Here is a 26,088-nt window from a genome sequence, read left to right on the forward strand (position 1 = left end):
CTTTAATGGGGTAGGGGGTTAGCCTCACCGGTTTGCTGTGCTCTGGCTCAAGTTTATGTCCCAGCCTTCGACTTTCGGTCGCTGACCTATTCATATCACGGATCTTGAACAGCATCGGCGAAGAGCATAATTTTCGTGGCGGCCCTTATCGGCCGCTAAAGGTAGAGGATAGGAAGAAAGGAGGCAAAGCAATGTCCCTCTCCCATTTTCAATACCCGTTAGATGTGGTTCACCATCCCCAGTTTGAGCCAGAGGTAAAGCGATCCATTCTGGCCTCGTGGGCCTCCGATGCTCACGCGGTTGAGGGCAAGCCCGCCCTTTGGAAGCAGCCTACGGTACGGCGTCCCTTCTCGGTGGATGATATGATGAACGCACTGCGGCATCTCGACGGGAGCGCGCGCTGAGCCATGTCGCACCGATTTCTGGCGTATCTCAGCGAGGAGCACACCCGGCTGAAGCGGGCTAAGGCTACGCTGAAGGCCAACGGACAGGCTGACGGCCCCCGAATGGCGCACCTGCAGATGCTGGCGCAGGCCGTGGAGCGGCAGATGGAACAGTGGGCGTCTGATCTCCTGCCTCGATGAGAGGCGGTCTAATATCGATGCATAAATGAAATGGCAGGCGGGGCGACTTCGGAGAATTCGTCTCGCTTGCCATTCCCGTTCAACCCTCAAGGGCTTCAAAGCCAGGCGTTTTTTCGCTAGATCGAGGGCCTTGAAAAACTACCAGGGCTTACCAGATAAACCGCTGCCGGATGCCGGCAGGGTCCGGTATGGAGAGCGCCCGCTCTCTCGGGCGCATCTTCGTAGACTTGTTGCTCAATGGAGGACTTGGATATGAGGACCAATTTTGACTTTACCCCGTTTCGAATGTCGACCGTGGGGTTCGATCGCTTGTTCGATCTGCTGGAAAACGGGTTGGCCGCGAGTGTCGGCGAAGGCTATCCGCCTTTCAACATCGTCCGTGAAGGTGAGGATTGCTACCGCATCGACCTGGCAGTGGCCGGCTTCCGTGAGGACGAGATCGAAATCTCGACACAGCAGAACATGCTCTTGGTGACCGGTCGTAAGAGCGATGGCGACGAAGGCCATGTGCTTTACCGTGGCATCGGCGCGCGTGACTTTGAGCGCCGCTTTGGACTCGCCGATCACGTCCAGGTGAGAAGCGCAGACTTGAAGGACGGTGTGCTGTCGATCGAACTGATGCGCGAGATTCCGGAGGCTATGAAGCCACGGAAAATCCGGATCAGTTCGATGAATGACGACCACGCGCAACCGCAAGCCGCCCCGGCAATCGCGAACGACGGCTTTCAGCTAGAGGGAAGGCAATAAAATGGTCGCCGCTAAACATGCAGCGATGAATGCCCGCAAACCAAGGAGATGAATCATGGCAATGCGTGATTTGGTTCCGTGGCGCCGGCAGGAGAATACGGCGCCTGCGACGTACCAGCAGAGGGAACAAAGCCCCTTCGCTCAGCTGCATCGGGAGATGGACAGGCTTTTTGACGACTTCTTCCGCACGCCCATGGTGGGTGGAAGCGCTCTGTCTGGCCCAGGCTGGCCCAGTCTGGAGGTGAAGGAGAGTGAAAACCAGGTGACGATCACCGCAGAACTACCCGGCATGAACGAGAAGGATATCGAACTCTCGATCTATAATGGTGTCCTTACCCTCAGGGGCGAAAAGAAGAGCGAGCATGAAGACAAGGACCGGGGCTGGTCGGAACGCTTCTACGGCCGCTTCGAACGATCCATCGCTCTTCCGGCGGGCGCGGACGAAGAACATTGCGGCGCTGATTTCAGAGACGGCGTGCTGACCGTGCGCCTTCCGAAATCGGATGCGCCGGACAAGGGGCGCAGGATCCAGATCGGCGCGCCGCAGACACAGCATTGACTCTTCAGGCGTGCCGCCTTGCGCGGCACGCCGCCCTTTCTTCGCGGTACTTTCACTGCGTACTCGTGAAGCGCTTTCGATCCGTTCCCGCCCTCCAACGCCTATTTTTCTGCTCTCAGCTGCAGACCGACCGGTTTTACCATGAATAGTCTGGGGGTGAGGGTTGAGCGTTTCGCATTTGACCAGACTACGATTCGTCAGCGGCATGGGCGACCTCGACCAACCAGTCATGAAATGCGCTCACTTCATATCGCCGTAATGCTTTTGGAGAAGCCACAACATAGTAAGCCCATTTCACCGGCCAGTGTTGCTGAGGCAGCAAATGCACGAGACGGCCGCTGTCCAGCTCCTGGGCGACCAGGGCCTTGCGCACGAGCGCCACACCTTGCCCAGCAATAGCGCCTTGAATGACGGCAGCGGTCGAATTGATTTTCAACCCCCGATCCGACGGCATCCGGTTCGACCCCGCACGTGCAAGCCATTCCGCCCAGCTAGGAAACTCACCTCCTGGATGGGGTGTGCCGTCGTGAATAAGCGTCTGGTCAGCGATCCACCCTGCCGTTGGCTGTTCCCCCACTGGCACCAAACGCTGATGACAAACTGCAATGATCTCCTCGGCCATGAGATGGGTCGCTTTGACGCCTTTCCACTGACCCAAGCCGCAGCGTATTCCAAGATCCGCCTCTCCATGGGCGAGATCGATGACGCGGTCTGACACATCCAGTCGGACATCGATCGAAGGGCACGCCGTTACAAAATCTTCCAGTCGGGGGAGAAGCCAGTTGGCGACTAAGGCTTGAGACGCTGTCACTATCACCACCGATCGGGCTTTCCGCCCACGCAGCTTCTTGAGCCCCGATTCAAGCAGATCGAGGCCCTGAGATATGTCCTCCAGCGCCTCCCGCGCTTCTTCGGCCGGCAATAGCCGCTCTGAGCCGGTCCGAGTGCGTCGGAATAGCGGGTAACCGACCCAGTCCTCCAGAGACCGAACAAGCTGTCCCACGGCTGCGGGGGTTACGTCCAACTCGGTTGCGGCACCCACGAAGCTGCCATGGCGAGCGGACGCTTCCAGTGCCTGCAGAGATTTAAGCCGGGTTAGAAATCGCATGATGCCTGAATAGCGCGACCGGGCACGCCGACAAAGTTTTTCTTTCTTTGCGATGTCGGCCGTTTGCCTCGCCCAGTCCGCTGCCTTCGCTCATTTGAGCAACTCAAGCGGCAATGAGGATCGGACGAAATGCTCCACGGCAAGACAGCGCTGGTGACCGGCGGCTCAAGCGGCATTGGTCTCTCCTCCGCCGCGCTGCTGCGCGACCAGGGTGCGCGTGTCGCCATCATGGGCAGCTCCGGCGCGAAGCTGGAGCGCGCCAAAGCGGAACTCGGCGCCGATGTTCTCACGATTTGCGGTGACGTCTCTTCCATCGATGATCTTATGTTGATGCGCGCCGAACTTGAACGAACTTTCGGCACGATCGACATTCTGTTCGCCAATGCTGGCGTCGCGGCGGGCACCCCGATTGGAAGCACCGACGAGGCAAGCTACAGCCGAATAATGGACGTCAATGTGAAAGGCGTCTTCTTCACCGTTCAAGCCGTGCTGCCATTGATGCGCGAAGGCGGATCCATCATCCTCAACACCTCTTGGCTCAACCAGGTTGGGGCGCCCGGCCGCGCCATATTGTCGGCTTCCAAGGCGGCCGTACGCTCTTTTGCTCGCACGCTCTCGGCTGAACTGCTGGATCGCAAGATCCGCGTCAATGCCGTCAGCCCCGGCTCCATCGAAACGCCAATCCATCGCGGCAGCGGCCAGAGCGAGCAGGATTTTCGCGCTTATTCGCAGCGCATGGGCGCGCAGGTGCCGCTCGGTCGGATGGGCAAGCCAGAGGAGATCGCCGCTGCTGTTCTGTTCCTGGCCAGTGATGCATCCAGTTACATGCTCGGTGCGGAGATAGTCGTCGATGGCGGCAGGGCGGAGTTGTGACCAGGATGCTGAACGCTGATCTGACCAGCCGAGCCTCCGTTCAGGCGGACGAACTGGACTGGATGCCCAGCCCGATGAATGGGGTCGAGCGCCGCATGCTGTTCCGCATCGGGGAGGAACAGGCGCGGGCCACTTCGATCGTGCGCTATGCGCCAGGCAGCAGCTTTTCCCGCCACGAGCATCCCGGTGGCGAAGAGATATTCGTTCTGGACGGCGTGTTCCAGGATGAAACCGGCGACTTCCCTGCAGGCAGTTACATCCGCAATCCGCCCGGCACTGGACATGCACCGAAAAGCGATGTGGGCTGCATCATCTTCGTGAAGCTATGGCAGTTAAGTGCGAGTGATCGGCAGCGCATCGTTCGGCAGCCGCGCGAGGGAGAAGCAACTCGCCCTCGTTCAGGCGTCGCGCAATCACGGATGTTGTTCGAGAGCCCTTCCGAACATGTGGTGCTGGAGCAGTGGAGTCCGGGAGCGGAAATCGTCCTCATGAACCCGGAAGGACTGGAACTGCTCGTCGTTGACGGAACGATTCAGAGCGAGGGCGACATGTTGCGCCGCATGGGCTGGCTCCGCATCCCGGCCGGTGAGCCGCTTCATGCACAAGCCGTACCCCACGGCGCACAGATATGGCTGAAATGGGCTCCGCTGCGGCACGAAGATGTATGCGCGTTTGCGTAATGGAGAGGAAGAATGGATGACTTGATCAAGGCGGCGCTAATTGGCGTCGGCGGCACTATTGTTCTGGACATATGGGCGCTGTTTCTGACGCGGACCTTCCAGATACCCGGTATGAATTGGTCGATGGTCGGCCGCTGGATCGGCACGATGCCACAAGGGCAGTTTGCCCATGCGAGCATGGCGGCGGTTAAGCCCGTCGCCGGCGAGACGACGATCGGGTGGGCTGCGCATTATCTCATCGGCATGGCCTATGGCCTGATCCTGCTTGCCATCTGGGGCTCACCATGGATCGCGCGACCAACGATCCTGCCGCCGCTGCTCGTGTCCTGGACACTTCTGGTCGCGCCCTATTTCATCATGATGCCCGGCATGGGTTCAGGTGTCGCCGGCTCGAAGACTCCCAAGCCCAACGTCGCTCGCTTGAAGAGCCTTGTGGGACATTCTGTCTTCGGCATTGGTATGTTCTGGACAGCCCTGCTGCTCTCTAGACTGTGACCGGCATGCTGATCCCTTCCGTGAAGGTGTGAAATGAAGCAAAGACAGGTTGGCATCATCGGAGGGGGCCTCGCCGGCCTCCATGCTGCGCGGCGGTTGCAGGCAGCCGGTATCGATTATGTGCTGATTGAGGCACGCGATCGTCTGGGCGGCCGCATCTTGTCCGTGGATCAACACGGTCAGCCTTGCGACGACGGGTTCGATCTTGGCCCGTCCTGGTATCGGCCGCACATGCAGCCAGCCATGGCCGAACTGGTCGCGGAACTCGAGCTTTCAGCCTTCTGCCAGAGTAGTGATGGCGACGTCATCTTCGAGCGCATGTCTCGTGAGGCACTGCAGCGCTATCGCGGCACAGCTCAGGAACAGCAGAGCATGCGTCTGACCGGCGGCACAGTGGCGCTGGTGCGTGCGCTCTCACGCGATCTGCCGACCGACAGGATCTTACTCGGCGCGCGCGTGAGCGCCATGACGTTGGCCCCAGGAGGCGTCGAGCTGAGCATCAATCTGACGAATAGATCGAAGCAGAGCATCATCGCACAACAGGTGATCGCCGCCCTGCCCCCTCGACTGCTCGAAGCAACTATAGCCCTTTCGCCAGAACCGGATGTCAGCGATACGGAGCGTTGGCGCGCAACGCCCACATGGATGGCGCCGCATGCTAAATTCTTCGCCCTCTACGATCGCCCATTCTGGCGCGATGCGGGCCTGTCGGGCACCGCGCAAAGCATGGTGGGGCCGATGGTGGAAATACATGATGCGACGACCGCATCTAGCGGTGCGGCGCTGTTCGGCTTCCTTGGAGTCGCGGCAGATCAGCGCGCGCTGCTTGGGCAAGATGCGCTAGCGCGCGCCTGTCTGGACCAGTTCGCGCGCGTCTTCGGAGCAGATGCACGTGCGTTGAAGTCGACGCTTCTCAAGGACTGGGCCGCCGACTCGTTGACCGCGACCGAAGCTGACCGCAGCGCGGCGGGCCACATCCTCCCGAGCACCGCGCCATGGGTGTCGGGTGAATGGCAGGAGAGACTGTCGCTAGCCGGGAGCGAGACGAGTCCATCTGAGGCTGGCTATCTCGCAGGCGCGGTGACTGCGGCTGAACTCGTCGTGGCCGCGACGCTCAGGCGGATGGCGGGGTCAGCGCGCTGATGGCGTATGTTGGCGCACGACCCCCGCCAGGTGATAGAAAGGTTAGATGATGATTGCATGGCGAACCATGCTCACTACGGCCAGTGCCGCGCTTGGCACGCTCTCGGGTACCGCACTGGGCCTGTTTCTTACCTGCCCCGCCGGTGCTCTGGAAAGTAGACTGCATATTGTCCCCCAGCACTTTGTTCGCGGCCAAGCCGCCTTCATCCTTGCCGGGCGAAAGCAGCCGGTGGCGCAGGGTGGCGCGTGATTGTCAGTGCACGGCGGATTTTTTCACAATCCGACCCTTCCCGGACGCTCAGCCCTCCATTTCTGCTTCTCGGATGCTGACTGTCTGTTTTTCAATCCCGCGCCGAGCCTAATGACTGGCTCATATCAAATCGCGCAACTGGATAATGAAGATTCGATTTGAACGGAATTTCCATCATATGTTCTGCTCGAGCCGTGTCGCACGCCCAGCTATTGCGGGCACGAGCATCTCGCATATAAAGGCGCGCGAGACTTTGGGAAAGTTGCTGGATATCGTCGTGAAGGACGGCGGTTGACTTTTATGAGCGTGGTTTTTGGGAGGGGGAATGTCACGTCAGTTGAGGTTGACCAAGTTCAGCGATCTATCGCTCGCCGACCCGTTCTTCGACAGCCTGAAGGCGGGTTACAAGGGCTTCCCCCAATGGTTTGAGAGTAAGGCAAACGAGCCAGTTTACGCTGTCATTGACGATCAAACCGACGAACTAAGTGGGATGATCTATCTGAAGCAGGAGAATGGTCCGGTTACCGACGTCGAGCCGCCGCTACCTGATCGCCTCTGGCTGAAGGTCGGCACTCTCAAGATCGAGGGTAAGGGTACGCGTCTCGGGGAGCGCGTGATAAAGAAGATCTTTGACACCGCTATCGGCGTAGGTGCAGAGGGCGTCTATGTTACCGTCTTCGAACTTCACGAGAAGTTGATCGAACTATTCAAGCGCTATGGCTTCGTCGAGCAGGCGAGCAAGACCACCAACGACGGCATAGAAAAGGTACTGGTGCGTTCGCTGACTGAATTTGCCGGGGATCGCTTGAAGGATTATCCCTTCGTGCACCGTCAAGGCAAAAAGGCGTGGTTGCTGGCGATCTACCCTGCCTATCACACCCGACTTCTGCCCGATTCCATCCTAAAGAACGAGCCCATCGAGCTTATACAGGACGTCTCCCACACCAATACTATTCACAAGGTGTATATCGGCAGATTGTCGCTGGGCCGAATGGCGCCGGGGGACATCGTTATTTTCTACCGGACGAGCGACAAAAAGGGGCCAGCCTATTTCCGTTCGGTGGTAAGCTCGATATGCGTGGTCGAGGAGGTCAGGGCCAAGAAGGACTTCGTTAATGTCGAGGCCTTTCTCGCATATACGATGCCGCGTAGCGTGTTCTCTGAGGAGGAGCTACGCGATCAATGGACTAATTCGAAGCGGCTGTACGTCGCCAAGATGACCTATAATGCGGCTTTCGAAAAGCGTACGACCCGTGGTCAGCTGCTCGGCAGCGTGATCTCGGAACAGCCACGCTGGGATTTTCGCGCGCTGACCAGCAGTCAACTCGACCGTATACTCGAACTAGGTGAAGTAAATGCGCGTCTTATTGTCGATTAAACCGGAACATGTGGAGAATATCCGGCGAGGCATAAAGACATTCGAGTTTCGTCGCCGAATTTTCGCGCGCCGCGACGTCCGTACTATTCTCATTTATTGTACGCGACCGGTGGGCCGGTTGATCGGTGAATTCGATATCGCCGACATCCTTGAGGACGAACCCGAGGCGCTCTGGGCGTCAACAGCCGATGGATCGGGCATATCCAAGGATTTTTTTGACTCTTATTTTGAAGGTCGGACTCGCGGCTATGCGCTCCAGATCGGCGCGCTGCGGATTTATGATGAGCCAATCTGCCCAAGCGAGTGGTTCGATAACTTCACACCACCTCAATCCTATATGTACGTCGGACCGGCCGAACCAGGCTGCCCACCACCTCGCCAGCTGGCCATGCTGTGATGATAGGTCGATGCACGCTGGTGTTCGGAGTATCTGGCGTTGGCAAAACCAGCGCCTGTAAGGCCTATGTGGCGACCCATCCCGACACTCTGTTCGTAAGTGCGAGCGACCTGCTGAGGGCCGCGCGGCAGAGTAGCGCAGAGGCGCTGCGCACCGCTCCGGCCGACAGGGTGGTTGAAAACCAGTCGCTGTTGGCTTCGGCGCTGTCAGCCTTTCGTGCTGGCCGGGAGGACAGTCCGATCCTCATCGACGCCCATGGGGTCATTGATAATGATCGCGAGCTGGTTCGTGTGCCCGTGTCGGCGATCGCGCCACTAGCGCCCGATCAATTGATCCTCCTCGAAGCACCGGCGGAGGAGGTCGCAGCCCGGCGCGCTAGCGCCGAGCGCCCGCGGCCCGTTCGAAATCTCGATGCCATCGTCAAGGAAATCGCTACAGAGCGCGAGGTCGTCTCGGGCTTCGCAAGCGCGTTGAACCTGCACCTCGTAATTGCCGAGGCAGGCATTGGATTCACGCTTGATGCGCTCCTCGACGCGACATGTCCGTCCCCACCAACGGGAGCGACGTCGAAATGGGCAGGATGACCGGGTCATTATAGCCCAGTTCGGTCATCTTCGGCACATAGAGTCCCTCATGCGCCGACGTGACATCAAAGCCATAATAATCGAAAATCCGTTCGAACTGCGGAAGCTTTGTCGCACTGACGGTCAAATGCGGCCGGTCATGGTCAAGCCATTTGAGCAAACCGTCGAACAACCGCACCCCGATACCACGGCCTGCATAGGTCGGCGCCACCCGAACAGTACAAATTTTACACTCATCAGCTTCCTTCTTGGCGATTCCTAGCCCAACCATCGCGCCGTCACGTTCGACCGGCAGCAACAGCCGCGTACCCTGACGCACGCCCGGCACCACCTTCTGGACGAACCAACGTGCTATGCCAGGATAATCCTCGGACAACGGCAATAGGAAAGTAAGAGTACGCGCCTCCGCATCGCTCATTTTGACAGGATGGGGGTGGGGCGATTTGGCGCCGAGGGTCGAGGCATCGGTGATCACGGCTTATTTTCTACGCTATTTGATTGGTCACGCCTAGTCTTGTCCGTGTCCGATGCGGCAGGCCTTGCAGGGAGAGCAGGCACAAGTTTGTGATCGGCAGTGGGCGATGCCACTGCGGATGGAACATCCGATGCGGGCATTTCGGTCCAAGCCCGGTCCCAAAGTGCCTGAATGCCCGATGCCGCAAAATTGCCGCCGAGACCGAAGATGAAAGCGATCACCAGATAGATCAGCAAGATTTTGCGGCTGCTGCGCCGGGTCTGCAGCTTCACAAAAGCCGAGAAATCACTGATGGGCGCCTGGCGCTTCCAGTGATACACTACCATGCCATCGGGAATGCCAGAGCTTACATAGCCGTTCCAGCTCTGCTCGAGCAGCCGCATCTTATGTGATGGGGTGTTCGAGACGCTTAGTTCCGAGTGAACCGGCACCGCAGTCAGAAAGGCGATGAGTTTGAAAGCGACTTCACCGCCCTTAGCGCGATCGTTGCGCATCCGTTGTTCGATTGCAGGCGGCAAGGTGCGCGCCTCATTCATCCGGAAGTCAATATATTCAATTTCATCGAAACCACTCTGGAAGCGCCGGTCATGAGGCTGGATCACCTTAACGAAGGGATTCTCCTCGGACCCGGATTTCAAATGGATGCGCAGACGGAAATAGGATGGGGCTGGCGGCGCGGCATGGTTGCACGCCTCGTGGATCGCATCGGGCAGGATCGTTAGCACGGTGCCGTCGTGCTGCTCAGCGATCTCTAACTCGTTGACCTCAATGCCTTGCGAGCCGTGCGCGAAGCTGTGCACGCGGCAGAACACGCTGTGTGGTTTGTCATTTAGCTCGATGCATCCAGTTCCGCCCGCGACCGGCGCCGTGATCTTGAACACCTCGTTGAAGATACCCTGTGCGAACTGTGACTGAGAGAGAAACCGCGCACAATCCTCAACGGAGGATCGATGGACCTTAGTGGGTATATAAATCCGAATTCTGTCGATCTGCGTGATATCCGTGACCAACAGGCCAATCTCAATAAAATCTTCGACGGCGTTCCTTGCCTTGGCTAAGAACGCTGGATCTCCGGCGATCCTCCAGTAATTGAAATGGGCTTCTAGATCAGTTGGTGCCGAGTTGGCCCTTGGTACGCACCAGATCGCAATCGTACCGTTGTTCGGCATCTCTTACCCCCAAAATTATATCATAGGATGCCATCAAGTTGACGAAATTCGGAGTGTAGGCCTAGCATCTACTATAGACCACGCAATAGATCGAAATAAACTATATCGCGTCAAGTCTCCTTCTTACCCGGAAAATCGATCACATCTGCGGTGTGTCTTAATCCTGACCCGGGCGACTTTTTCAGCCGAAGTGCTGCGATTGATCCCTCATTTGACATGTAGCCAGCTGGCAGACCACTCAGGGACTCGACGTCATTTGCAGGAAGACGAACAGCGGCCAGCAACTCCGGTTTGGTATAGACCCGTTCATCACACAGTAACCGGATCGATCGGCTAAGGAGACGAGGCTGCTCAATTGGCATCTCGCCTTCGTCATCTAACGGCTCATGTTTCCGCCATCCCTTGGCGCTGTAGTGCTTGAACAAGCGTTGCTTGTACTCGTCACTGATGATTTCTAGGTTAGCACATCGCATGATCATAGCACCCACCGACGTCTTCCACCGTTCCTTTAATGATATAAAGGCCGGAAGCGACGGCGACCATACTTCCGCGCCAAAGCTCTCGGCAGGAAGAAGAAAAGCACCAGCAAAATAGAACGCCTGCCGCTCGATTTCCTTGAACGCGGCAGCATCGTAAAGCGCGCGTTCAGTAAGCTCGCGGTGTAAGACGAGATGTCCAAGTTCATGGGCTGCGTCAAGTCGCGACCGAGCACAGGTCTGCTTGTCGGTAGCTAAAAACACATAAGGCCGCTCGTCGACAGCCGACCAGTTAGACAGCCCGTCCATCGTGCCAGCGTCGATGCGCTCTTTCACGACGACGATGCCAGCGTTTTCCATAGCGAGCAAAAGATCTGAAATGGGACCTATACCGAGCTCCCATGCAATGCGGCATTCGATAGCCATCCGCTCAATGTCGGCGTCACGGATTTCACGAAAGTCTGTAGCGCCGATCTGCGGGACATTCGGTTCTGGCAAATCAACAGATTCCTGCAAAACGAGGGAGATGTCCTGCGCCCACCGCAAGCGCGCCTCGACGCGGCTCCGTACACTTTTTGTCGCTGCTGCCATCGAGCGGGCAAACATCGGAGCCGGCCCGTGCTCTGCCTGGGGATTAAGGAAGAAGGAAACCGGTAGATTCAAACCGCGCGCGACCGCTTGGAGCGCGTCAATCTCGGGCAATTGGTCGCCAGCTTCCCATCGGGAGATGCTGGAACTGGTCCGGCCGCTGAGGTCGGCGAGCGCCACCTGCGTGAGTCCGCGCGCCGCGCGCGCTTCGATCAACCGCTGCGGGCTGAATCCCGGCACACCACTTCTCATTTCAATGTCCTTTTGACCGCAGAACTATCAGGAGCTGCGGCCGTCCTTCTTCAGTTTGGGATGCGCGCGATCCTTAATTTCGACCGGCATCTCCCGGATCGTCGGAGCGGCAGCATCATGATAGAGCGACATAAGTTGATTCAGCGACTTTATCTCCGCCCAAGAGCTGAGATCATGGTGCGGGAAGCCAATTCCAACCCAGCCCGGGAGGGAGGGGTCCCCGCCCTTCTGGGCTGCAACCACCAGCACAGCACAGAGCTGATCACGGTCAGGCTCGGGAACACGCATGTAAAAATCCGGCTGGAGCGGGCTCAGCCATCGATTGGTTTCTGCGACTTGCTTGCGAAACTTCGTCGCACGCGGCGGCCCGCGATGAGCTTGCACATTACCACGGATCAACATGATCCCACCTGCCGATACGACGCTGTAGCGACCGCCTTTGGGATTGGTGTGCGGACTGCTTACCTGGAAGTTGTATCGCCTGGATGCTCCGCGCAATCCGGCTTCCAGTCGCGCATGTCGCAGTTGGCCAAGCATATTACTGCGCTCGGGTTCTTCGACAAACTGATTAGAGAGACGGTGGGCTTCTGCGAAAGCGGCATCGGCAGTGCCTTGGAGGTCGAGAATAAAGTCGCGCGGGTAGGTCGCAACGAACCGATCCATGCACTCGCTCATTTCTTCGCTTCCATATACGTGTTGCGTTAAATGGAAAAATACACAAAAAATTTGCGTTATCAAGCTATCAAGCCCACGCGATCAATTTTTCCGATCGCGCCACAGCCCTTTAGGACGTAAACAGCCCTCAGCTAGTTCTGCCGACAGCTCTCCCCTGCCGCTCACGTTAATGATTACAGTGATCGGAAGACGGCCTCTAGAACCTACCGACCAGCGGCAGCTTATTCCTATCGGCGGCTCCAAAGCTGTCTGACCTGAATGTCCCAAGGCTTGCCAATTCCGAGAATGCGGTCCCGCCTCACGTTCAAGCGCTCCAACCAAACCACGCTCTGGCGGCTACGCGTCGGGCTATCGAAGCCAGTTCTCGACCCGCAATCCCGGCACCCGCTCAAACTCCCGGACATTGTCCGTCACGAGCGTAGCGTCGAGTGCCAGGGCATGAGCGGCAATGAACATATTGTTTCCGCCGATCGGTTTGCCTTGACGTTCCAGCTCCGCACGAAGAGCACCATAGTGGCGATCCGCGTCGTCCTCGAGCGGCAGCACAGGCAGACGTTTGAGAATCCCTTCGAGCTGCGCCGTCAACCGCTCTGGTCCCCTACGCTCCGCCCCGAACCGCAGTTCGCTGGCGACAATGATGCTCGTGACAATGGTCTCGGTCGTCCCCTGCGCGATATGCGCGCCAATCACCCTGCGGATGCCGGATCAGATCCGAAAGAATGTTGGTGTCGAGAAGGTACATGATCAGAATTCCACGGCATCCGCGGGAAGATCGTCGATCGGACCAAAATCTTCCTCGATGTCGTCGAGTGTAGCCAGATAGTCGACCAGCGACAGGGCAGGCGCGGGTTCGATGATGAGCCGGCCGCCTTCCTTGCGCATAATGGCATCTTCCCCGGGCAACTCGAACTCGCGCGGGATACGGACAGCCTGACTGCGACCGTTTTTGAACAGTTTGACGTGGCGTTCAGCGTTCATGGCGACTCCTTGGCATATGACACTGGCATATGCCAAGGGAGAAGGCGAGCAGGCAGTCAGTACGGACGCATCGTTCCCGAGCGGACCGTGATGGCGAAGAAGAAGAGCCGTTCGGCGGGGATGCGGTAAATCCCGCCAAGGCGAGACCTAGCAAACCGGCCAGCCTCAATCCGAAGGCTGCGTGGGAGCTCCATTCGCGAGCGCATCAGCAATCATGGCGGCCAGGGTTTCTTCGGCGCGCCTGCGTGCGCTGGGGTCCTTGGCCTCCAGCTCATGCCGGACCCATTGTGGCGCGCGTTCTATCACTCGCAGAATCAAGTCAGTGGTATTCTCGTCCATGGGCGCAGCCTATGACGGTGGATACAGGCGAACGCAACGCGGTAGTCGGCGTTCCAAGCCGTGCTCTAACCCAGAAGGCCTCAAGCGGGTTTCCCCAGTGCTTCGGCTTCTTGCGCCGCCGCACGGAACTATAGGTCCAACGTGCGCGCGCGGCTCCCGGTCAAAGATCAAGGCCCAGACTTCGCTCAGGGAGGGCTGCCAAAGTATCGGAGCGATCCTTTTCGGTGCGCCCCTGCTCACCGCTGCCTGGCCGGCCTTTCCTTGCTGCGCCCCGATATTGCGCTTTGTCGCTCACCCCTGATTTGGGACCATCAGGAAGGCCAAGATCCTGAGCCCTTGGCCGCTCAGGACCGCCATCGGCCATATTATCGATATTAAGCCGCCCCGTGGCTTCCAGCGCCGACGTCTTGTTACCAGGATTGCTGGCGAGCTGGCGCTCCAGCTTGGCCTTGTCGTCCACGATCATGGTCAGCTCGTCCCGAACGCGCGTGACGCCGACATTGAACAGGCGCTGATTGGAGAGGTTTGTTTCGTAGCTCGCCATGACGGTGATGGCCTTGTCCGTGGTGATCCCCTGCGCCATGTGCATGTTGAGGCTGTAGGCGAGGTCCAAACGCGACAGCATCGGGTCGGAAAGGCCCAAGGTCAGTCGCTGCCGCGAAGCCGTTTCGACCGTAACCGCATTCTGGTCCGCGGCGACCACCGTCGCGATGGCGGCGTTGTGGAGATCACGCGACTTGTCATTCGCGGTCCAGCGGATGCGATCGCCCTCACGGATCTGAACAATCTTCTTTTCGGAAAGCTGAAGCCGATCGTGAGTTTCCTCGGGAGAGAGCTTCCGCGGATCGAAAAGGACGCGCTGGCCGCCCTTGCGAAGGTCGATCTTGCCATTGGCATGGACCTTCGCCACGTCATAACGCCCGGCCTTAAGGCCGACATCCCGCATACCGCCGCGCCCAACCTCCAGCGTCTGCCCCTCACGGTAGTTCTTCGCATAGCGCAGCTCCTCCCGGGTGAGATTTACTCGCTCATAAACGACGATCTTGATCGCCTCGCCACGCAGCGATCCTTCAGCAACAAGGCCCTCTTGGATGCGCATGTTGATCGCTGCCCGGGCGTCTCTACCCGACGCGAACACGGCCGTACGCTCCCGATCTTGGGGCGAAAGGCCAAGCCAGCGATCGGCGGTATCTTTCGCCGGACTCTGCGACTCAATGACCTTGTTCCCCAGCAGGCGAAGGGCATGGCCGGCCTTCCCGGCGTTGGCCAATGACGCGACCGTTCGCAGTAGCGTCGTGCGCTGACGGATATTCTGGTCCATCCGCGCCATGGTGCCGCCGCTGGCCTGGATCATGGCGAAAGCCTTGCCGGCATTGATCGAGGGGAGCTGCTGACGGTCCCCGACCAGCACCAGCTTGTCGATGCCGAGCGCCTCTACGACCTGATGGAGGGTGAGCATATCCTTTGAAGATACCATCGAGGTTTCATCGACCACGATCATGCTGTTGGCGAGTGCCATGCGCGCTTCGTCATAGCGCGGTCCGCTGCGCTCAGTGATGAAGTGCTGATGCGCAAGAAGAAAGGAAGCGATCGTCTGGCTTTTGATGCCTGCCCCTTGCGCCATATCGGCAACCATCTTGTTCTGGAATGCAAGGCCCAACACTTCGCGGCCTTCCGTCTCGGCAACCCGCGCGACGGCGGAAAGCATGGTAGACTTGCCCGCACCCGCGATGCCCTGGACGATGACCGTGCGATCGGCAGAGGAGACAATCAGGCTGGCCGCCGCCAGCTGCCCGGGATTGAGTTCATGAACGCTCACCGACTGAAGCCGAGCTGGGGCGTCTGCAGCAGCGATAATCGGCGTCGCCCTGCCCTTCCCCGCCTCTACCAGATCAAGGATCTTCTCCTCGGTCGCCAGAGCTTCACCGGTAGTGACCATGGAGACGACACCATCACTGTCGCGGCCGACGCCGGGGATGAGCGAGCCGCGCTTTGTGAGCGCCGCGATACGCTGATCGACAAGATCGACGGTGACGCCCTTCAGCCCCAGATCGAGCGCGGTTTTGGCAAGGTCCGTCATCTTGTAGGCGGCTTCCCGCTCGGCATGAATGCGAATGGCAGATGCAACGGCAAGCTGCGCCCGCGCCGCTGCCGGCGTCTGTCCCATGCGGGCGAGGCCACGATCGACCAGCGGATCGTCAGGTCCAAGGACATCGGAAAGTTTCTCATATGTCCTCGCGATCACCTCCTTGATCGCATGATAGCCGCGCTGGAGAGTGGACCCAGCCCGTTCCTGCATGCTGCGGGCTCGCGCGAGTTCGAGCAGATCCTTGCCGCTAAAGCCAAGCTCTGCAGCCTTGTCCTTCCAGGCTCTGCCGAGGGCATCGCGATCACCGACATTGAGCTTGGGATCACGGGTACGAAGGGTGATGGACGCGAGGGCATTGCGCGATGTAACGCCCAGTTCAGCGGCCTTTGCTAATATGTCTTGCCTGCGCTGGCTGAAGGCGTCGATCACTTCTCTTGGCACACCCGAAATTTCAAAGGTGCCGTGCTTGCCGGTCATCCCGGTCTGGTAGCCAAGCTCGCCCAGCTCATCGCGCAGGGCGGCATGATAGATGGTGCCAATGACGCTGTTGGCTTTCCAGATCGCGCGATTGTGGAGCGCCTGCCATTTTCCGTCCGGCATCTGGGTCAGGTTGGCGATCACCGCATGGACATGGCCCTGGGGATCAAGCGCCCGGCTCGTGTCATGCTCGAACAGGGCATAGACGAGATTGCCGGTCCGGATCGGCGCCTTCTTCCCGTCTATATCTTTGCGGCCCTCAGCAAGATTGGCTTCGACCCACTTCATGGTGGATTGCACCGCGCGCAAATTGGCTGACAGGATGTTCCGGTCCCCCGCGATGTAGGCCATTATCGAGGCAGATTTGGGCATGGAGAAGGTAAGGTCAGTGCCCGCCTGCCGGTTCTCCACTTGGGCCACCCCGGTGCCGTCAGGCAGGATGCCATTCAAGATGCCTTCGAACGCATCTTTTGTGACCTGTCCCGCGAGGCCAAGCTCGCGAGCCCCCTCCCCGTCCCAGATGCTGACCTCCGCCGATCCCTCGACAGTATAATAATTGTCCTTCGCGAAATAATTAGCAGCGCCAGAGGAGGAGCGCACGGCAGCTACAGAGAGCATGGATCAGATCCCGAAATCATCGCCATCAAGACCCGCGGACAGGTCCGGTCGCAACTCGATAAGCGTCTGATCCTCCACCACGGGAACGGCAGGTGCCTGCCTGTACCCGCGTTCGGTCCGGTCCCGCTCCTGGGGAACCGTCTCTCGCTGCTCACCGCCTTTAGATTGGGCAGCGGCGTCGCCGCTCCGCTGCCGCGCTGCATCGACCAGCGGGTCGCGAATGGGCTCTGTGCGCACCCCATCCTGTGACTCCACCTGTCCAGCGGCGGGCGCATGGGGCTCCTGATCCTGCGCACTGCCTGGAACGGTCAAGTCAGCGACATTCTCAATGACCTGCGCGGCTCCATCACGACCACCCGCTTCACTGCTCTGTCCCCCCTCCTGGAAGGCCCCCTCCCCGCGCCGCGAGCGGATCGGCTTTACCTCCTTACGACGGACGAAGCCGACGGCCACCGACGGGTAATCCTTATACTGCAGCACAAGCCGCGCCGCCGGAAAGCCATCGGGAAATTTGACGAAGGCATGGAGCGAAGGAAGGTTCGTGATGTCGTCGGCAATGACCAGGGGTTCGGTCTGCTTGCGCGGCGTCAGGGTCGAGGCATCGCGCGTATTATTGTAGCCATAGCTGTACGCCTCATCCATCTGGCGCACTTCCCGGTTGCCGATATAGCGCGCACATTGTTCGGCGGTGTCGAGATCGGAGGTGGCGAGGATCAGTTTGGAGCGCGCGAGCGAGGCCAGATTTTTCGCGCCATGCTCGCCATAAACCTCCACCAGCTTTTCAAAACTATGGAGGCCAAGGATCATCGCGCCGCCATAGGCACGGGCGGTCTGAAGACCGTTTTCGATCGCGGGCAGACGGTGCAGCGCACCGAGCTCGTCAAACATGAACCAGGTGCGCAGCGACCGTGTCCGCGGCATTGCCATGAGGTTGTTGATGGCAAGGTCCATCCAGAGGGTCAGGAGCGCCTTGTTCATCGGCAGATCGAGATAATGGGAGGTGATGAATAGGATCGCGCCGGGCTTCTTCTCGCCAGTGATCCATTGACGAATAGAGAAGGGTTCGCCTTCCTCTGGAAGGAAGCGCAGCACCTGCGCATTGGTGTTGAAAACGGCGCGGATCGACTCCGCCATGCGCGCCGCTTCCGGCGCCGTGAGCGGGTCCGCGATCGTGTTGGAGAGATAGCGGTGAACGCGCGCCAGATCGGCCGTCATCAGATTTTCGGAAAGTGCAAGATTGGTGGCCTCGCCCCGCTCGATCAGGCGAATGCACATTTCGATGAAAAGCGTGCGGGCAGCGAGCGCCCAGAAGGGTTCGGAGGACCCGCCGTCAGAAGGGATGAGCGCGGCCGCCGCAGAGGTGAAATCGCTATGCGTAGAGCAGTCGTTGAAGATGGACCAGGCTGGGCAACGTTCATCCATGGGATTGAGAATTGTGTCGCGCGCGGGATCGTAAAAGGACTCCACATAAGCGCCGGTCAGGTCGAAGATGACCGCGCTGTCCTGCCGCGCGCGCATCTGCGCAACGAGGCTCCGCAGCTCAGTCGTCTTGCCCGAACCGGTGGTGCCGATCAGCATGACATGGGACTGCTCGAGCCGATAGGGAAAGGGGATGCCGCCAAGGCTGTACGGGTGATGGATCCCCCTACCCTTTCGCTCGGCAAATGGGAGACGCAAAATGTCCGCAGGCTTCATGCCTGGACAGAGCTGCGCTACATCCTCTTCAAACTTGATCCGGTTATGGTCAATGATCTCCGATCGCAGCAATTCGACATCAACCAGCATGGCGCCGCGCTCATGCCGTTCCTGAAGGATCGACTTTCCCCTCCGTTTGGACATATCGACAAAGGCGATGGCTGCAGGAACGGTGATGAAAACCGACAGCAGGAAGGATCCAAGCAGCCCCTTCATGGCCACCGCCCAGGCGCGGATCACGTCCGGGATATAAGGTACGGCTGACATGATAGTGCGCACGATCTTGCCGCTCGCCAGGGTGACGTTGACGCGCTTCATCGGATCGAGATCGACCCAGTCCCAAAGCTCGGCATAGACCTTCATGCAGATGAGCTGAAAACCATGCTCATCAAGCTTCACCGACATGATGCCAAACCAGCAGCTGAGGAACACAAAGAACCAAAAGATGACGGGCATTTTCGCGCCCGAAAGCCACATCATCAGTTCGTGAGAAAGGAGCTGGCTGCCGCGCGTGAAATTGCCCGAATTGCGCTGTACTTCGCCGCGCGCCGAATGATGGCTGAGCGGGATGTTCTGCCCGTTGGTGCGGATGTCCTTACCGGCCATGGTAGAGCTCCATCCGCTTGTCGGTTTCTGCGACCACGCGGTCACGATATTGGGGGAATTGTTCGCGCAGGATGATGTCGAGGGCGAGCTGCTGGAACTCGCTGATACGCGCCAATCGCAGCCGGCTTGCATCCTCGAGCGCATCGCCCGACAAAGACTGGTCGATCGCCGCGCGAATAAGATCGGCGGTCGCGACCCCACGGGCCAGAGCGTGCCGCTCAAGGCGCTGCCATTGATCCTGCTCAAGCCGGATCGTGTAACGCCGTTGTTTAACTGTCATCCACCATTCCTCCAAGCAGCGAGGTTGGTGGGGATTACGAAAGTTCAGTCTCGATACCTGATCGACTGAATGATTGCAAGTCGTCGGACATTGCACGCCGAGAAACACCTCTATCGCTTATGCTTCCTCTTAGATCGGCTTACGGCAGACATTTGGCAGACATCGCAAACACGCCAAAATGCCAATATTCTGGTCTTTTCTTGAACCGCAGGTGCATACGGTGTGCTGCCTGACCACTTGGGAAGGCACTTAACCAAATGGCGCGCTGGTTACCTGTAACCGGCTCCTTCTTTCCCGGCCCCAGGGCCGGGTCGCCGATCCGGCAGGGATTGGCTCCGCCCATCGGGCGGAAGGATATGGCTTGGCCATATATCGCCGTGGCATGAGGGTGTTCCTCCCTCTACGCCGCGGCGAAACCGCCCCCAAAACCGGCTCCAGGCGAAAAGCAGTTCCGCCGCCAAACGACGATGCTATTCCGGCGCTCGTGCGCCACAATATGGGGAGATGGAAGGAGCGCGGATTGAATGGCCGACCGCCACACTTCCAAGGACAATTCCCGCGCAAGATCAAAGGGATTGAGCTGGACTGAGGAGGAGCTATAACGGCCCCGTCCACAATCCGATCCGACATATGGGAAATGATCCATGGCCAAAGATCTGGACAAGGAACGGGCTGCCATTGCGGCGGAAGAAGCCAAGCTGGTCGAACGCAAAAAGCAGCTCGCTGAAAAGGAACGAGATGCCTCGCTGAAGGTCATCGAAAAAGCGGGCCTGATGAAGCTGTCCCTGGAGGATCTGGAAGCGCTGGTCGGGCGCATCCGCAAGCTTGGGGTCGAGGAGGTTCAGCGTCGCCTGGCGGCGTGAAGGCCAAACCGATCCTAACGAAAATGGGCAGGCCGGGCTCGATGCCCAGCCTGCCCAATGACCCAGGCCATAAGATCTTGGGGAGAGCCTCACCGACCCTCCCCTTTAGATTTCAATAGCTGTCGTCCAGCTTGCCTGGAATGCTGTACACCACCCGGTTGATGATGGTCGTTGGCAGAGCGCCATAATCGCCTTCATCAATGGCGAAGAACCCACCCTCTTCATCCCGGATGATGTGCTGCGGAAAGTAGCTCGTCATCGCGCGTAGCTCGGCGTTGGCAAATGCTGCGATGTAGGTGCCCTCTGCGGCGAAAGCGTTGTGATTGATGTGCGTGGGTTTTCCTCATCAAAATGAAAATTTAGGTCAGCGGGCATGTGGATCGTGGCTGGGTCAACCACGGCGAAGCCGCCGCGAAACGGGGAGCGGAGGACCCGATTTTGCTGCGGCCGGAACGGAGCGCAGCGCAGTGGAGGGCGCGGCAAAATTGGAGGGGCCGCTCATCGTTGAGGCAGCCATGGTCCACATTACAGGAGAGAAAATCAGTGAGATATTCCCCCCTGTCGTTGGCATGCCGTTTCTAGGGAACTCGACACGCCGACCGAGGTGGTACGCGTCATGCAGGCACGATGTTCAAGGACGAAAAACAACGCCCTCGGGCAGGAAAAGCCGAGGGCGCTGCTTGCATGCTGTCGGGCATCCAAGTCGGGGCCAATCTAGCGGAACAGATCCGCATCGACAATCTACCGTTGGCCATACTGCGCCTCGTTTTCGCAAGAGAAAGCTCGGTAAGTTCGAGCAATCATCGGGAGCATTCGCACTTTACGGTTTCAATGCATCCGTCGGCCTTTGGCTGGCATGTCGGGAGATGATAGGGACTGCAATTAGCCCCGCCTCCAAGGGGGAAGAGGCGGGGCTTATCGGGTCCTCCAAGGGGGAGGCGGGTGAACAATGCGCTTTCGTACATGAGTCGCCTATTCATCGCGCGCCTTATATCGTCGGATTCTAGACGACAGCTCGCCAGGCTCGGACCCACCCAGGTGATGATCATTCTCGTCGGGCTCATCTTCGCTCCGCGCGAAAACCTGCGCAAAAAAGCTCTGCAGCGGCCGATCCCATACCACCGCTGCTCCTGTTATCCGTCCCGCCCCCACTAGCGGCTCTAATTCATATCGGCTGACCTGCACTGCCCCTGTATCATCGCCGCGTTTGAAGCTGCGAGGCGGGCCGAAGGCCCGCCCCGTTTCGTCAGTCCGCGCCGGCATTCGACGATAAAATACCAAATTTCTCGACAATCCGATCGGTGGTGAAGACGGTTTCGCCCTCGCGCTCGTAGGAGGTGTCGCGCATGGTACCCTCAGCGAAAATCAGGTCGCCCACCCGGAGACGTTCGGCGATAGTCTTGCGGTAACGCTCATTGAAGATGGTGACCCGGTTCCAGTTAGTGTCATCGACCCATTCCTCGCCGTTCTTGCGGCGGAAATTGCTGGCGATCTTGAGATGGGTGACATTGCCGCTGGCCTGGATTGCACCGACATTGCCAATGACTTCGAATTTGGCGAAATTGATCATTATGATGTCCTTGCTTCTTCCGTTGCTAACGCAAGGTTTGGCAAGCGCATATTGAGGCGAGGACAAGTGAAAAAACGGAGGGTCCGCCGTAGGCAGGAAACCGTCGCAATGCGCAGCATTGCATTTTTTCACTTGTCCTCATTAGCCGTATCGAAGCTAGATCAAACCGGTAGCGACGAGAGAAGGAGAGATGGCGGATATCCACTCGTCCTCCGCTTTAACATGGCTATGATTTGATCCAGTTCCGTTGAAACATCATCCACATCGCAGCCGATGTGATGCGTGGATTGAAGTTCATGGCGATTCCAATCCGTTGGTCGCGGTCGCGCCGCAGGTTGCTACATCAGTTGGCGGCGGCTGATGTGGATCGCCCACGCGCGCGATGAAACATTGTCTGGGCTGCAATGGTCGATTTCAGCAGCGTCTGCTGAAGCATGGGCAACACGGCCCTGCGCGCGCGTGCCGTTCAGCAGCACCGAACAGTCCGCCGCCGTCAGGCGGCCGCTTATTTTTTCATCCTGATGCCCCGATGCTCATCATTCCAATCCTCATATCTGCGGTCGGGGAAGATCGCATCCACCCTTTTGCCTTGGGCCTCATATTCTTCGGCCGCTCGCTCAACCGCCGCTCGACCTGCAGCATTATTATCGCCCGCTAGCGTCACATGCTCCACCTCGTCAGGGAGGTCGACATAGGGCATCGAGCCGGTGCCCAGGGTGATCCACACAGGAACTTTGGGCGATTTCATTCTCAGGGTGAGCCCATCCTCCGGTCCTTCGGTCAGGATGATCCGTTTTTCCGGCGGGGCAAGCCGAACCGCACTGCCACGGATCTGCCCCAGGCTGACCTTAGGGTTTGCCATGTCGGCCTTTTGGCCGTCCTCCGTCAGGAAGATACTTTGGATGCCAACGATCTTACCGCGGCGATCCTGCGCTCCGAGCACCAGAGCCGAACAGCGGCGTCCACTGGCGCCGGTCTTTTTGTCGCGCCAGAGTGCCACGCGCCCATATCGCGCGGTCGCAGGAACATCAGCGGTGATGCCGCGCGAGGCGAGATAAAGCTCTGCAGGCGTGCCCTTGATGCTTAGGGTGTCCTGCCATTCGGCCTGCGCGGCCAGAACAGCCGCAGCGCGGTCCGCCTTCTCCTGTCGCACCAAAGCGGCCCGATCCCGTGGGGCCGCCTCCGGCAAGCCCTCTTCTCCGAGCAGAATGGCGACAGCATCGACAAATTCGCGGCCCTCAAAATTCATGATGAAGTCTATGGCATCGCCCCTCGCGCCGCAGCCAAAGCAATGAAATACCCCCTTCGCATCATTGACGCGGAAGCTCGGTGTCTTCTCATTGTGGAAGGGGCAAAGGCCGACATGTTCATTGCCTGCTTTGCGAAGCTTCACATGTCGCCCAACAATGTGGCTGAGGTCAAAGCGCGCTTTTGCGCGCTCGACGTCCTGCCTGAATTGATTGCTACGCCAGTTCTTCATCACGGCTCGCCTACTCAATGTCGCTCAACGATAGACCGCGCCGGGACACTCGCCCGCGACCATCCAGCCATTGTCCCATTTTGGTTTATAGATCGCCCTCCCCGCCTCCAGCTGCAGACAAGAGAGGCTGCGGCCCCGAACATAGACCATGGCCAATGTCCGGCCATAATCGTCAGTGCTGATCCGCGTCACCCGCAAGGGGCCGGTTATGATCTGCCGCAATGACGCCTTGCTGGCGGCGGCAAGCCGCGCATCGCATATCGCGCCAGGCTTGGGATAGGGACGACAGCGGCCATTGCTGGGATCATCGGGGGCATCGATGCCAAGAAGCCGAATGCGCTCGGCGCCGCAGTGAAGGGTGTCGCCATCGACAACAGTGCAGCTGGTCGATGCGGCAGCGAGAAGCGTGAAAGCAAGAAACACGTGATCTCCTGAACCTGGGAATTTCTCTTTTTCTTTGAGGCACATGGTGCCCGAAAGTGAACCCAAATGGAAGCGATAACCGATTGAGATGGTTTCCTTTTTTCTCGGCTTGCAACTCCGAATGGGACCGGCTGCCGCGCGATCTCGGCTCTCAGAGCCAGCCCTCTGCTTACGAAGCGAAGTCCCTCGACATGCTGCCCCATTGGCTATGCGGCCGGGCCGGTCACGCCAGCGCAGGACGGTCTCGGGGCTGATCTGGGCATCGGTCGGCCCTTGCGCGGGGAGAAAAGGGGCGGCGCGATGGCCGCCCGGCCTGGATCAGGCGGCAAAGGCGATTGCAGGCGCGGTTTTTGTTGATCATGTCGTCTATTCCTTTTGAAATGGAGCCGAAGGCGATGTCGCGCCATCGGCTTCTGCCTGCTGGCGAAGCGGGTCGGGGAATGGCGCAATGAGGGCTGATCGCGGCGGAGGGGACTCCCCACCTTTTACAAGCGGTAATTTCCGTGATCGGCAGCCCGTCTTGACTTCCACTCCTCGGCTCGCGGTTGCAGCACTGCTGCTGCAACCCTTGCCTCGCGGCGAGCAGCGGGTGTGCAAGCGGAAGAACCCTTCGCGGGGACCCGGCTGCACGGAGCGCGTCAGCGTGGAGGAAGCTGGGCGGAAGGCGCTTTGAAGCGCGCCGAGGGCGGAGCCCTAAGCACCTTGAACAGAACGATGCGCGTGCTGCGCACGCACTTTGTTTGTAGCGGTGCGATGCACCGCAGTCGTCGCCGGGCCGTTACGCTATGAGGAGGCTTCTCGTCCCGGCGACGACAAATGCTATGCCGCTTCCCGTTGCGGCAATCTGTTCCGATCGAACAGTTCTCCGGTCTGGAGCATCGCACAAGCCACCCCGATCAACCGGCTGCCTACAGACCTCAGTGCGCGAGCATGGCTATGACCGTGCTTTCGCAAAGCGCTGTACCGGTTTCGACAATTGAGGTCGTGCAGAACCGCCACCCTCGCCCAATGATAGACGGCGGTGCGTAGACGATGCGGACAGGCATACCGCATCACGACCAGGGTTTGCTTCCCACTTCTTCGTGTAACGGGAGCCACGCCCGACAATGCCCGAAGAGTTCCAGGATCTCGACGGCGGATAGCATCATAGCCCTCGGTCAGCAGCGCCGCGAGGACGATCGGCCCCACCCCTGGCATCGAGCGCAGTATCTCGGGGTCACAATGCAGCGTGGACGCTGACGCGTCCGTCGGCCGAAGCTCAGCCACCGCGGCCGTCAGCTGGTCCAGCTGCTTCATCCCCACCTTCATCTGCTCTGTTACCAGTCTGAGTCGCGCAACTATGACCTGGCAGTGCGCGACACAGGCGTCGGTCACACCAGGTGCGACGACGATCGGCTCGGTCCGCAGATGGGCGAGCAAGCTTTCCGCCGACCATTTTCGCACCCGGCTCTGCCGAAGCTGCCGCGCGACAGTGGCCGGGCGGATGCTGCGCGCCTTTGCCGGCGTCGGAATGAGCTCCCAGAGATCCAGCATCCACTCGCGCGCCCAGTTTTCAGACAGGTCGATCATCTGCGGGAAATAACGCCAGAGCTGGTGACGGAAGCGATTGGCTAGTCGGTTCCGCTCCTCCGACAGATCTTCCACCATGCGCGACCATTCGCGCAACTCGATGATAGTGGGGTGCATCGGCTCCAGAAAACGATAGAAACGCAGGTCCGTTCGCAGAGAGTCGGCGAGGACGAAGGCATCGAGCCGATCGTCCTTGGCCCCGGCTGTCGTGAAGCGATCGCGCAATCGATCGAGTTGCTTCGGATTAATCGCATGAACCGCAAAGCCTGCGTCCATCAGATGCTCGACCACCGGACCATGCGGCACCTCGATGCCAATGGCGATGTTTTCGGCCATGTGACCACTGACCGACCTGATCCACTCGACCAGTTCGGTCAGCCCTTCCCCACTATGGTCGAACGGCCGATGACCAAGCTTTTCGCCAGCGGCGTCCAAGGCATAGGCGTAGTGCGTTTTCGATGCCCAATCGATACCGACATAGGTCATGATGCTTCCTGTCATAGCGCCTCCTCTTTCCTTACGGGCAGCCGCAATCCTCGCCGGACCTGTTCTGGCGCTCGAAGGCGCTACTCCCCACTGGGCGTCGATCACGGCCAATCCGTTGGGGCACTCGTCCCCTCTAGGCGCTCGCGGCGCTGGATCACCAGGTGGCTCCCAACGGACCGGCC

General features: G+C 59.2%; 27 protein-coding genes and 1 pseudogene. 11 read left to right on the top strand and 17 right to left on the bottom strand.

Going from position 1 to position 26,088, the window contains the following annotated elements:
• Positions 1–836 precede the first annotated feature (836 nt).
• Complete coding sequence (locus tag DM806_RS26695; RefSeq protein ID WP_179046171.1) at positions 837–1,331, top strand: Hsp20 family protein; 495 nt, start codon at positions 837–839, stop codon at positions 1,329–1,331.
• 55 nt (positions 1,332–1,386) lie between these two features.
• On the top strand, positions 1,387–1,890 hold the full coding sequence (locus DM806_RS26700) for an Hsp20/alpha crystallin family protein (protein ID WP_179046172.1): 504 nt from the start codon (positions 1,387–1,389) through the stop codon (positions 1,888–1,890).
• Between the two features lie 187 nt (positions 1,891–2,077).
• On the opposite strand, the gene DM806_RS26705 is transcribed toward DM806_RS26700, so the two are convergent.
• Together DM806_RS26705 and DM806_RS27920 are read right to left on the bottom strand one after the other, a co-directional pair.
• Entirely contained in the window at positions 2,078–2,812 is a 735-nt protein-coding gene (locus DM806_RS26705; protein ID WP_256869527.1) for a LysR substrate-binding domain-containing protein, read from the bottom strand.
• A 24-nt stretch (positions 2,813–2,836) separates the two neighbouring features.
• Positions 2,837–2,998, bottom strand: a pseudogene (locus DM806_RS27920) (LysR family transcriptional regulator); the annotation flags it as partial.
• Positions 2,999–3,127: 129 nt separating this feature from the next.
• Between DM806_RS27920 and DM806_RS26710 the strand changes: the two are divergent.
• From DM806_RS26710 to DM806_RS26740, 8 genes are all read left to right on the top strand, one after another.
• Positions 3,128–3,871, top strand: a complete 744-nt coding sequence (locus DM806_RS26710; RefSeq protein ID WP_179046174.1) for an SDR family oxidoreductase — start codon at positions 3,128–3,130, stop codon at positions 3,869–3,871.
• A 5-nt stretch (positions 3,872–3,876) separates the two neighbouring features.
• On the top strand, positions 3,877–4,551 hold the full coding sequence (locus DM806_RS26715) for a cupin domain-containing protein (protein ID WP_179046175.1): 675 nt from the start codon (positions 3,877–3,879) through the stop codon (positions 4,549–4,551).
• A 12-nt stretch (positions 4,552–4,563) separates the two neighbouring features.
• Entirely contained in the window at positions 4,564–5,046 is a 483-nt protein-coding gene (locus tag DM806_RS26720) for a DUF2938 domain-containing protein (RefSeq protein WP_179046176.1), read from the top strand.
• Between the two features lie 33 nt (positions 5,047–5,079).
• Complete coding sequence (locus DM806_RS26725; protein ID WP_179046177.1) at positions 5,080–6,189, top strand: flavin monoamine oxidase family protein; 1,110 nt, start codon at positions 5,080–5,082, stop codon at positions 6,187–6,189.
• A gap of 46 nt (positions 6,190–6,235) precedes the next feature.
• Positions 6,236–6,439 carry a hypothetical protein gene (locus DM806_RS27040; protein ID WP_218647676.1) on the top strand — a complete coding sequence of 68 codons (204 nt, stop codon included), beginning with the start codon at positions 6,236–6,238 and terminating at the stop codon, positions 6,437–6,439.
• 325 nt (positions 6,440–6,764) lie between these two features.
• Positions 6,765–7,817, top strand: a complete 1,053-nt coding sequence (locus DM806_RS26730; RefSeq protein ID WP_179046178.1) for an N-acetyltransferase — start codon at positions 6,765–6,767, stop codon at positions 7,815–7,817.
• Positions 7,795–8,214 carry a hypothetical protein gene (locus DM806_RS26735; RefSeq protein ID WP_179046179.1) on the top strand — a complete coding sequence of 140 codons (420 nt, stop codon included), beginning with the start codon at positions 7,795–7,797 and terminating at the stop codon, positions 8,212–8,214. Before DM806_RS26730 ends, DM806_RS26735 begins: the two co-directional genes overlap by 23 nt.
• Positions 8,214–8,798: an ATP-binding protein gene (locus DM806_RS26740; protein WP_256869528.1), complete on the top strand. Its 585-nt coding sequence runs from the start codon at positions 8,214–8,216 to the stop codon at positions 8,796–8,798. The genes DM806_RS26735 and DM806_RS26740 overlap by 1 nt, the downstream gene beginning before the upstream one ends.
• Here DM806_RS26740 and DM806_RS26745 read toward each other — a convergent pair.
• From DM806_RS26745 to DM806_RS26790, 10 genes are all read right to left on the bottom strand, one after another.
• Positions 8,725–9,273: a GNAT family N-acetyltransferase gene (locus DM806_RS26745; protein WP_218647677.1), complete on the bottom strand. Its 549-nt coding sequence runs from the start codon at positions 9,271–9,273 to the stop codon at positions 8,725–8,727. The two genes, DM806_RS26740 and DM806_RS26745, sit on opposite strands and share 74 nt — an antisense overlap.
• Positions 9,270–10,442 (bottom strand): hypothetical protein, encoded by a 1,173-nt coding sequence (locus tag DM806_RS26750; RefSeq protein WP_179046181.1) that lies wholly within the window; start codon positions 10,440–10,442, stop codon positions 9,270–9,272. Before DM806_RS26750 ends, DM806_RS26745 begins: the two co-directional genes overlap by 4 nt.
• A gap of 110 nt (positions 10,443–10,552) precedes the next feature.
• Positions 10,553–11,758 carry a helix-turn-helix domain-containing protein gene (locus DM806_RS26755; RefSeq protein ID WP_179046182.1) on the bottom strand — a complete coding sequence of 402 codons (1,206 nt, stop codon included), beginning with the start codon at positions 11,756–11,758 and terminating at the stop codon, positions 10,553–10,555.
• A gap of 27 nt (positions 11,759–11,785) precedes the next feature.
• Positions 11,786–12,421, bottom strand: coding sequence for a hypothetical protein (locus DM806_RS26760; protein WP_179046183.1), 636 nt, complete (start codon positions 12,419–12,421; stop codon positions 11,786–11,788).
• Positions 12,422–12,781: 360 nt separating this feature from the next.
• Entirely contained in the window at positions 12,782–13,123 is a 342-nt protein-coding gene (locus tag DM806_RS26765; protein WP_372859810.1) for a type II toxin-antitoxin system VapC family toxin, read from the bottom strand.
• Positions 13,124–13,177: 54 nt separating this feature from the next.
• On the bottom strand, positions 13,178–13,411 hold the full coding sequence (locus tag DM806_RS26770; protein WP_179046184.1) for an antitoxin: 234 nt from the start codon (positions 13,409–13,411) through the stop codon (positions 13,178–13,180).
• Between the two features lie 165 nt (positions 13,412–13,576).
• The gene (locus DM806_RS26775; protein ID WP_179046185.1) at positions 13,577–13,750 is read right to left on the bottom strand and encodes a DUF6771 family protein; all 174 of its coding nucleotides are present in this window, start codon (positions 13,748–13,750) and stop codon (positions 13,577–13,579) included.
• 160 nt (positions 13,751–13,910) lie between these two features.
• Positions 13,911–16,934, bottom strand: coding sequence for a MobF family relaxase (gene mobF / locus DM806_RS26780; protein WP_179046186.1), 3,024 nt, complete (start codon positions 16,932–16,934; stop codon positions 13,911–13,913).
• 3 nt (positions 16,935–16,937) lie between these two features.
• Positions 16,938–19,235, bottom strand: a complete 2,298-nt coding sequence (locus DM806_RS26785) for a type IV secretion system DNA-binding domain-containing protein (RefSeq protein ID WP_179046187.1) — start codon at positions 19,233–19,235, stop codon at positions 16,938–16,940.
• Entirely contained in the window at positions 19,225–19,515 is a 291-nt protein-coding gene (locus DM806_RS26790) for a hypothetical protein (protein WP_037466103.1), read from the bottom strand. The genes DM806_RS26785 and DM806_RS26790 overlap by 11 nt, the downstream gene beginning before the upstream one ends.
• A 644-nt stretch (positions 19,516–20,159) precedes the next feature.
• Here DM806_RS26790 and DM806_RS26795 point away from each other — a divergent pair.
• Positions 20,160–20,378: a hypothetical protein gene (locus tag DM806_RS26795; RefSeq protein WP_037466106.1), complete on the top strand. Its 219-nt coding sequence runs from the start codon at positions 20,160–20,162 to the stop codon at positions 20,376–20,378.
• 112 nt (positions 20,379–20,490) lie between these two features.
• On the opposite strand, the gene DM806_RS26800 is transcribed toward DM806_RS26795, so the two are convergent.
• The 5 genes from DM806_RS26800 to DM806_RS26820 all read right to left on the bottom strand — a co-directional run bounded on the left by DM806_RS26800 (position 20,491) and on the right by DM806_RS26820 (position 25,906).
• Entirely contained in the window at positions 20,491–20,637 is a 147-nt protein-coding gene (locus DM806_RS26800) for a hypothetical protein (protein ID WP_306294804.1), read from the bottom strand.
• A 987-nt stretch (positions 20,638–21,624) separates the two neighbouring features.
• Entirely contained in the window at positions 21,625–21,948 is a 324-nt protein-coding gene (locus tag DM806_RS26805; RefSeq protein ID WP_066531864.1) for a single-stranded DNA-binding protein, read from the bottom strand.
• Between the two features lie 505 nt (positions 21,949–22,453).
• Positions 22,454–23,428 carry a CHC2 zinc finger domain-containing protein gene (locus DM806_RS26810; protein ID WP_179046188.1) on the bottom strand — a complete coding sequence of 325 codons (975 nt, stop codon included), beginning with the start codon at positions 23,426–23,428 and terminating at the stop codon, positions 22,454–22,456.
• Between the two features lie 24 nt (positions 23,429–23,452).
• Complete coding sequence (locus DM806_RS26815) at positions 23,453–23,851, bottom strand: thermonuclease family protein (RefSeq protein ID WP_372859814.1); 399 nt, start codon at positions 23,849–23,851, stop codon at positions 23,453–23,455.
• 819 nt (positions 23,852–24,670) lie between these two features.
• Positions 24,671–25,906: an IS110 family transposase gene (locus tag DM806_RS26820; RefSeq protein WP_218647678.1), complete on the bottom strand. Its 1,236-nt coding sequence runs from the start codon at positions 25,904–25,906 to the stop codon at positions 24,671–24,673.
• Positions 25,907–26,088: the final 182 nt, after the last annotated feature.

The organism is Sphingobium lactosutens (genome assembly GCF_013393185.1).
In the GTDB taxonomy this organism is placed as follows: Bacteria; Pseudomonadota; Alphaproteobacteria; order Sphingomonadales; family Sphingomonadaceae; genus Sphingobium; species Sphingobium lactosutens_A.